Genomic DNA, 6,850 nt, shown 5'->3' on the forward strand with positions numbered 1-6,850 from the left:
CGACGGTCGCCGCCGGAATCCAGTCCTGTGCGGCCCACCAGTCACGGGTGTACGAACCGCAGTTCTCGGCCCAGTCGACCAGCGGAAGCGAACGCGGGGCGCCGTGCCCCCGCGCGTGGACCAGGGCGTACGGCTCCTCGAAGAGTTCACTCGCGACCAGCCCCGGCGGAAGCGCCACCGAGCCGCCCAGCGTCGCGAGGGCGATGTCGGCCCGCCCGTCGGCCCGCACGGCCGGGGGGCTGACGCGACCGGTGGCCACCGGCGACCCGGCCCCCGGGCCCCGACGGCTCCGCCGGGGCCGTGGCCGGTGTCTCGGTAGGCTGCGGGCGTGATCAACTCATACGCGAGTTCCGACGACGCCGCGGTCGCCATAGCCGGCGTCCGGGCCGGCGCGGACGTGGTCCGCGGCATGTACGGACGCCGACTGGACCGCATCGACAAGGGGGCCGGTGACTTCGCCACCACCGCCGACGTGGAGGCCGAGAAGGCGATCCTCGGAGTCATCCGCGCCGCGCGGCCTGACGACGCGGTGCTCGGCGAGGAAGGCGGGCAGCAGGGCGCCGCGGGAACGGTGCGCCAATGGCTGGTGGACCCCCTCTGCGGCACCTTGAACTACGCCGTCGGCACCATGCTGGTGGCCGTCAACGTGGCGCTGCGAGACGGGGCCGCGGCCGTGGCCGACCCGTTCAGCGGGGAGGTGTTCTTCACCGACGGAGAGCGTGCCTGGGTGCGGTGCGACGGGGCCGAGGACGCGCTCCTGACACCCACGGCCGCCACCCGCCTCGTGGACGTCAACCTGGACCCGCCCTTCCCCGGCGCGCCCGGCTTCCGCGCCGTCGATCTGCTGGCACGCCCCGAGTTCGTGGAGCGTTTCCGGCCGCGAGTCGTGTCCACGAGCCTGGCGCTGGCCTGGGTGGCCGCCGGTAAGCGCGCCGCGTACGTCACCGACGGCGGCGACCTCTCCGGAAGCGTCCACTTCGCGGCCGGTATCGCCCTGTGCCGGGCAGCGGGCTGCACCGTCACAGGGATCGACGGTGCCCCGCTCGGTGAGCCGGGCCGTGGGCTCGTGGTCGCCTCCGACGCCGAGACGCACGGGCTGCTGATGTCGATGATGCCCGGGCGAAGCCAGTGCTGAGACGGCCGTGACCGCAGGGCCTTCACGGGGCCGGCCGCGCCGCGACGGGGAGGCTCGACCGGTCCAAGGGCCCGCGGTCACCGCCGTCGGTCGGTGGGGGTGGGACGGCTCGCGACGCCCGTCAGTCGGGCAGGTTGCCGTCGCCGCCCAGATTGGCGACCATGCGACGCAGGACGTTGATGGTGGTCACGAAGTCGGCCGTGTCGATGCCGTCGTGCACCCGCTGGTGCACGCGCAGGTTGCGCTCCTTGGCCCGAAGGCGCCCGTTCTCTCCCGCCTCCGTCAACGTCATGAGCCCTGACTCCTCCACCAGCCACCCACGGTCGACGAGGTCGTCGAAGACGCCGTCGAAGTCGGTCGCGAGGTCGTCCCACTTCGCCAAGCGCTCGACCAACGCCGCGCGGGTCCACTTCCCCGGCGCTCCGGCCACGTGGTTGAGCGTCCACCAATGCGGCTGTGTGAGGTTCTCCACCGCCAACTGTTCACGGAGGGCTCCGACGACCAGCCGGCACGCCGTGCCGGTCCATGCTCCGATGGGCTGAGCGGCCAGGTCCTTCTGCGCGTACTCCTTGAGCTCCACGCTCACGTGCTCCTCCTCGGGATCAGCGGAATGCGATCACCGTAGAAGCTCAAGTCCGGTCGAGGTCAAGGCGGTTCACCGGCTCGGCGAGACCGGCGCCGACCGATGCGCGCCCTCCGCAGGACCACCGGGCGGGGCGCCGTACCGAAGCGGCGCTGCGGACGAGCCCGTGAACGGGGAAGCGCGGGGGACAGGCGTCACCTCCGCATGTTCCGGGGCAGGGAGATCATCCGGGCTCCGACCACGGGGTGGGGGTGGGTGGAGGCTTCGTCTGCGGTCCTCCCGGCGTTCTCACCGCCTCCGGCCTCCCGCGGGCCCGCGCCGGTCGCGCCTTCGCCGGACATGAGGCTGCCGGCGGTGTGGACGTTGCCGGGGGCGGAGGCGAGGGCCATCAGCCGCGCCGCCGAGGCGGGTTCGGCCTCGGGCGGGACCACAAGGAGGTCGCAGCGGCCGAGGGCGTACGAGAGCAGGATCATCGTGTCGCGGTCCTGGTCGGTGAGCCAGCCGACGTCCACGACGTGGCCGCCGACGGAGACCGAGGAGGAGGCGACGAGCCATGGCCCGGGGTTCGCCGTGATCCGGGTGATGCGCCCCCACCGTTCCTCCAGCGCCTCCACCAGGGGCGGCAGCTCGGTGCTGAGATCCCGCGAGTAGGGCCACCAGGCACCGTCCAGCAGGCCCGCCAGAGAGGTGCGCGGCGTCAGTGTCAGGCGCGACGGGCGCGCCGGAGGGGTGGTGCTGGTCATGAGACCGAGTCCTGTCCCCGGGGCACCGTGGAACGGCGGCCCGGCGTATTGAGCGCCGGGAACGACGCCCGCGCCGGGGCGGGTGTACGGGTTGTTCCCGGTACCTCCAACGTACTCCGCGCCGGGGTGTACGCGGAGTACGGCTCCGCCCGTCCTTCCCCCTCGCGGCCGACCGGCGAAGACGCATCCCTCAAGGCAAGCCCCGCCACTCGGCGAGGACGCGTGTGCCGCGCCCTGCGCCCGCTCAGGGTTCCTCGGCGTGGGGGCCGGTACCGCTCGGGGGCCTGCTGGCGGCCAGCCAGGACAGGGCGGGTTCGGAGGCGCGAGCGGTGTCGACGGTCAGGTGGAGGCGGGTGCCTCCGCCCGGGGCGGGATAGCTGCGCTGCTCCCCGCCGGCGAAGCAGTGGCGGAGGATGTCGGCCACCAGGCGCGCGGCGTCCGGGGTGGCGGCGACGATGCGGACTTCGGCGTGCCCAGGGGGCGGCAGGTCTTCTGGCTCGTTGCGGTCCAAGGCGGCACCGTCCTTTCGCACCGGGGAGGGCGGTCACGCCCCGGTACGTCCACCGTACGTCCGCCGAGCCGGGCGCCGGACGCGACGGGGCGGTGGAGTGACGCGCGGGTGAGGCCTTCCGGAGTACCGTGAAGGGACGGGGCCGTGCCCCGCCCGCCGGCCCGGCATCCGCCGCGCCACCGGTGGGGCGGCGGCGCAGGTGCCCCGTGGACGGGTGAAATCGCTCATGACCGATCCTGGTGTTCCCCCCGCGCCGTCGCGAGACCTGCCCGACGCGGTCCATGAGGCCGTCGGGCCCGGTACGGCGCTGCTCCGGCTCGAGACGACGCACTCCCGGCAGACCCTCCTCGACGGAGCGTGGTGGCCGCGCACGCGTGATGTCGAACGGGAGATCCCGCCGCTGGTCACCGCCCTGACCGCGTATCTCGGCCCCGTCACCCGGGTCGGTCTGGACACCTCCGCCTGGAACGGCATCCCGCCCCGTCTCGTCATCGAGGACCGGGTCGTGCATCTCGACTCCTTCGCCATCGGCGACGGCACCGTCCTGATCACCCGCGGCGACAACGATCACTTCGCGCTCATGGTCGTCCCGCCCGACACGGCGCCGGAGGCCGCCCGCGCCGCCATGGCCCGCGCCGTCGACGCCGACAACGTCACACAGGCCGCCGAGATCCTCCTCGCCTCGCTCCCCGATCCCACCGAGGCGCCGGGGGACCCCGCCTGACCGGGAAAAGGGCGGGACCGGAAGAGCGACACGCCGGTCCATGAGCGTTTCGCCTTCTCCGCGCCGGGCAGGGGGGCGATGATGCGGATCTACGGTCGCGTGGCGCGGTGCCGCGCGGCTTGTTCATGGAATGAGGGAGTACGGCATGGCGACCGGCACGGTGAAGTGGTTCAACGCGGAGAAGGGGTTCGGTTTCATCGAGCAGGACGGCGGCGGCCCGGACGTGTTCGTGCACTACTCGGCCATCGCCAGCACCGGCTACCGGGAGCTGAACGAGGGCCAGAAGGTGCAGTTCGACATCACCCAGGGGCCGAAGGGCCCGCAGGCCGAGAACGTCACACCGGCCTGAACCTCCGCCACGGTCCGACAGGCCGACGCTCCCCGACATGAGCGCCGAGGCCTCCACGGGGCGGCGTGCAGCGCGGCGACGGGTTCCCGCGTCCGTTGCACGCCGCCCGGTCGTGGCGGGTGATCGGCCGGCCAGGGCGGGGTGGGGCGCTCGTGCGCCCGGTACCGGGGGAGTACGGCAGATCGTGCGCGGCCGGACGGCGAAGGCCGTCCGTTTCCCCGCTCGCCGAACCGTCAGCTCTGATCGGTAAGGTCTGCGACCATGACCGAGACAGCGGCCGCAGCATGGCCGGAGCCCCCTCTCGCCGGGACCGAGGCGGCAGCCGTCCTCGGTGCCCTCGAACGTCAGCGGGCCACGCTGGCCTGGAAGTGCTCGAGCCTGGACGCCTCCGGCCTCCGCGCCACACTCGGCACGTCCACCGTCACGCTGGGCGGCCTTCTCAAGCACCTGGCACACGTCGAGGACAGCCACTTCGTCCGGCTGTGGCTCGGCTCCCCCGTCGGGGCTCCCTGGGACTCCGTCGACTGGGAGAGCACCCCCGACTGGGACTACCGCTCCGCCGCCGGGGACACGCCGGAGCAACTGCACGCGCTGTGGCGGGAGTCGGTCGCCCGCTCCCGTGCCATCGTCGACAAGGCGCTCAGCACGGGCGGCCTTGACCAGCTCGGCGCCCACGTCACCCGTAGCGGCGAACGCCCCAACCTCCGCCGTATCCTCCTCGACCTCGTCGAGGAGTACGCCCGCCACGCCGGCCACGCCGACCTCATCCGCGAATCCGTCGACGGGCTCACGGGTGAGGACCCCCCGAGGTGAATCGCGGGACGTTCCCCGGCGGCGTACGGCAGGCCCGTCCGTAACGGCCCGCTGTGCCGCCGGGGCAGGCCGCCCGGGGGAGGGCTAGGTCCTGTCCGGCGGATCATGTGACTGCCTCGGATTCGAGTCGTTGGCATGTTCATGGAGCGGGGAGATCTCACAGACGACCAGTGGGCACGGCTGTGTCCGCACCTGCCGAAGTCCGGCCAGCGGGGCGGGCGTTGGGCGAGCCATCGCAGGGTGATCAACGGGATCCTCTTCCGGCAGCGCACCGGGGTGCCGTGGCGGGATCTGCCTGCGCGTTTCGGCAAGTGGAAGGCCGTGTATGAGCCACACAGGCGCTGGTCGGCGGACGGCACGTGGGACACGGTCTTCGCGGCCGTCCTGGCCGACGCCGACGCGGAAGGCCGTATCGACTGGTCCATGGTGAGTGTGGACTCCACCTCCTGCCGGGCCCACCAGCTTGCCGCCGGAGCGCGCAGGAGACCCCCGCGGGTGCCGGGAAAAGACGCACGCCCCGGCAGCACCGTCCCGACGAGGGGCTCGGACGATCCCGGGGCGGTCTCACCTGCAAGATTCATCTCGCCGGAGAGGGCGGGCGCCGTCCGCTGGCCCTGCTGATCACTCCAGGCCAGTGGGGCGATGCCCCACAGCTCATCCCCGTCATGGAACGCATCCGCGTTGGCCGCCTCGGCCGCGGGCGTCCCCGCACCCGACCGGATCATCTCGGCGGTGACAAGGCGTACTCCTCGCGCCGTAACCGCCGCTACCTGCGCCGACGACAGATCAAGCACACGATCCCCGAACCGGGCAACCAGCGGGCCAACCGAAAGCGTCGCGGCGGCCGGCCCACGGGCTTCGACAAGACGATCTACAAGCGAAGGAATGAAGTTGAGCGGACGATCAACGCCCTCAAGAACTTCCGGGCCGTAGCCACGAGGTTCGACAAGCGTGCCTATGTCTTCCAGGGCACCGTGACTGTCGCAGCGATCCGGCTCTGGCTTCGGGGGTAGATCCATTATCCCCGTGCGGTGAGGTGCCTGTCACCGTTCTCCGGAATGATCTTTACGCCTGATTTGCGCCTTTAGGCTTGCGGGCAGCAGGCACAATGCACTGATCTGACTTGGGAGTTGAGAATGGCGCACGACATTGCCGCGCTGGCCGGGGAGCTCGCGGACATGGCTGCGGCCGATCACCAGTCCGCAGTCCGCGCGAACAGCGATGACCCTGCCGAGCAGCTGGCCTGGCGGCGGCTGACCGCCCGGCACGGTGACCGGCTGGGCGAGATCATGGACGAATACGGCTGGCCGACGGCAGAACTGGTTGGTGAGGAGGCCGCACGCGCAGCATGGCTGATCGCCCAGCACGCCGACCGGCAGCTCGATGTTCAGCGGCGCGCCCTCCATCTGATGCAGCAGGCTGTGTCGGCAGGCTCGGCCAGCCCGCGCGAGCTGGCCTTCCTGCGCGACCGCACGCTGGTCAATGAGGGCCGCAAGCAGGTCTACGGCACTCAAATCGCCGGCGTGAAGGACGGGGTACCGGTTCCGTGGCCCTGTGAAGAGCCTGAGCGCATGAACGAACTCCGAGCAGATGTCGGCATCGAGCCCTTCGACGAGTACGTTGCCAAGTTCTCCCCGGCCTGACGCGCTGTTCCCAGTCGCGTGCTGCGGATCACTGCCCGGGGCTCGCCTGCCGCAGGCAATGATCCGCCGGACAGGGCCTAGACGTCGCCCCCCGCCGCGTCCTCGCGATCCCCGGCCGCGCGCCGCCGGGCGTCCTCCTGGGCGCTCCGACTCGGCGTGAGGGCGTCGGCGGCCGCGCCGTCCTCATCGGGGTGCGCGTCCTCCCGTACGTCCGTCTCGGCCTCCTCGAACTCCTTCAGGACCTCCTCGGCGGCGGTCCGCGGGTGGTCGGCGTTCCCCTCGGTGGCGCGGTGCTGCGACATGGGATCCCTCTTCCTTGCGTTTCGTGGTCCTAGGACCTCTTTTGTAC

At 71.9% G+C, this 6,850-nt stretch carries 10 protein-coding genes and 1 pseudogene; 6 read left to right on the forward strand and 5 right to left on the reverse strand.

Annotated features, from left to right (window positions below):
- Positions 1-223, reverse strand: a pseudogene (locus RIF68_RS21960) (LysR family transcriptional regulator); the annotation flags it as partial.
- Positions 224-328: 105 nt separating this feature from the next.
- Here RIF68_RS21960 and RIF68_RS21965 point away from each other — a divergent pair.
- Positions 329-1,135 carry an inositol monophosphatase family protein gene (locus RIF68_RS21965; RefSeq protein WP_309052998.1) on the forward strand — a complete coding sequence of 269 codons (807 nt, stop codon included), beginning with the start codon at positions 329-331 and terminating at the stop codon, positions 1,133-1,135.
- A 121-nt stretch (positions 1,136-1,256) separates the two neighbouring features.
- Here the strand turns inward: RIF68_RS21965 and RIF68_RS21970 are convergent, their stop codons facing one another.
- From RIF68_RS21970 to RIF68_RS21980, 3 genes are all read right to left on the reverse strand, one after another.
- Positions 1,257-1,721, reverse strand: coding sequence for a MarR family transcriptional regulator (locus tag RIF68_RS21970; protein WP_309052999.1), 465 nt, complete (start codon positions 1,719-1,721; stop codon positions 1,257-1,259).
- Positions 1,722-1,912: 191 nt separating this feature from the next.
- Complete coding sequence (locus tag RIF68_RS21975) at positions 1,913-2,461, reverse strand: DUF5994 family protein (protein ID WP_309053000.1); 549 nt, start codon at positions 2,459-2,461, stop codon at positions 1,913-1,915.
- A 244-nt stretch (positions 2,462-2,705) separates the two neighbouring features.
- The gene (locus tag RIF68_RS21980) at positions 2,706-2,972 is read right to left on the reverse strand and encodes a hypothetical protein (RefSeq protein WP_309053001.1); all 267 of its coding nucleotides are present in this window, start codon (positions 2,970-2,972) and stop codon (positions 2,706-2,708) included.
- A 226-nt stretch (positions 2,973-3,198) separates the two neighbouring features.
- On the opposite strand from RIF68_RS21980, the gene RIF68_RS21985 reads away from it, so the two are divergent.
- The 5 genes from RIF68_RS21985 to RIF68_RS22005 all read left to right on the forward strand — a co-directional run bounded on the left by RIF68_RS21985 (position 3,199) and on the right by RIF68_RS22005 (position 6,501).
- Positions 3,199-3,696 carry a DUF5994 family protein gene (locus RIF68_RS21985; RefSeq protein WP_309053002.1) on the forward strand — a complete coding sequence of 166 codons (498 nt, stop codon included), beginning with the start codon at positions 3,199-3,201 and terminating at the stop codon, positions 3,694-3,696.
- 145 nt (positions 3,697-3,841) lie between these two features.
- Positions 3,842-4,045 (forward strand): cold-shock protein, encoded by a 204-nt coding sequence (locus tag RIF68_RS21990; protein WP_309053003.1) that lies wholly within the window; start codon positions 3,842-3,844, stop codon positions 4,043-4,045.
- 261 nt (positions 4,046-4,306) lie between these two features.
- On the forward strand, positions 4,307-4,858 hold the full coding sequence (locus RIF68_RS21995; protein ID WP_309053004.1) for a DinB family protein: 552 nt from the start codon (positions 4,307-4,309) through the stop codon (positions 4,856-4,858).
- Positions 4,859-4,999: 141 nt separating this feature from the next.
- Positions 5,000-5,871 (forward strand): IS5 family transposase gene (locus RIF68_RS22000; RefSeq protein WP_309053007.1). Its coding sequence is split into 2 segments (ribosomal slippage): positions 5,000-5,360 and positions 5,360-5,871, totalling 873 coding nucleotides; the frame shifts between segments, so codons are not numbered across the junction.
- A 123-nt stretch (positions 5,872-5,994) separates the two neighbouring features.
- The gene (locus tag RIF68_RS22005; RefSeq protein WP_309053005.1) at positions 5,995-6,501 is read left to right on the forward strand and encodes a DUF6624 domain-containing protein; all 507 of its coding nucleotides are present in this window, start codon (positions 5,995-5,997) and stop codon (positions 6,499-6,501) included.
- A 77-nt stretch (positions 6,502-6,578) separates the two neighbouring features.
- On the opposite strand, the gene RIF68_RS22010 is transcribed toward RIF68_RS22005, so the two are convergent.
- The gene (locus tag RIF68_RS22010) at positions 6,579-6,803 is read right to left on the reverse strand and encodes a hypothetical protein (RefSeq protein ID WP_309053006.1); all 225 of its coding nucleotides are present in this window, start codon (positions 6,801-6,803) and stop codon (positions 6,579-6,581) included.
- Positions 6,804-6,850 lie beyond the last annotated feature (47 nt).

This window comes from Streptomyces sp., assembly GCF_031178505.1.
GTDB classification, from domain to species: Bacteria; Actinomycetota; Actinomycetes; order Streptomycetales; family Streptomycetaceae; genus Streptomyces; species Streptomyces gulbargensis.

Coding starts and splice junctions, on each gene's coding strand:
- RIF68_RS21995 (WP_309053004.1), top strand. CDS start 4,307: ATGACCGAGACAGCGGCCGCAGCATGGCCGGAGCCCCCTCTCGCCGGG.
- RIF68_RS21990 (WP_309053003.1), top strand. CDS start 3,842: ATGGCGACCGGCACGGTGAAGTGGTTCAACGCGGAGAAGGGGTTCGGT.
- RIF68_RS22005 (WP_309053005.1), top strand. CDS start 5,995: ATGGCGCACGACATTGCCGCGCTGGCCGGGGAGCTCGCGGACATGGCT.
- RIF68_RS21975 (WP_309053000.1), bottom strand. CDS start 2,461: ATGACCAGCACCACCCCTCCGGCGCGCCCGTCGCGCCTGACACTGACG.
- RIF68_RS21985 (WP_309053002.1), top strand. CDS start 3,199: ATGACCGATCCTGGTGTTCCCCCCGCGCCGTCGCGAGACCTGCCCGAC.
- RIF68_RS22010 (WP_309053006.1), bottom strand. CDS start 6,803: ATGTCGCAGCACCGCGCCACCGAGGGGAACGCCGACCACCCGCGGACC.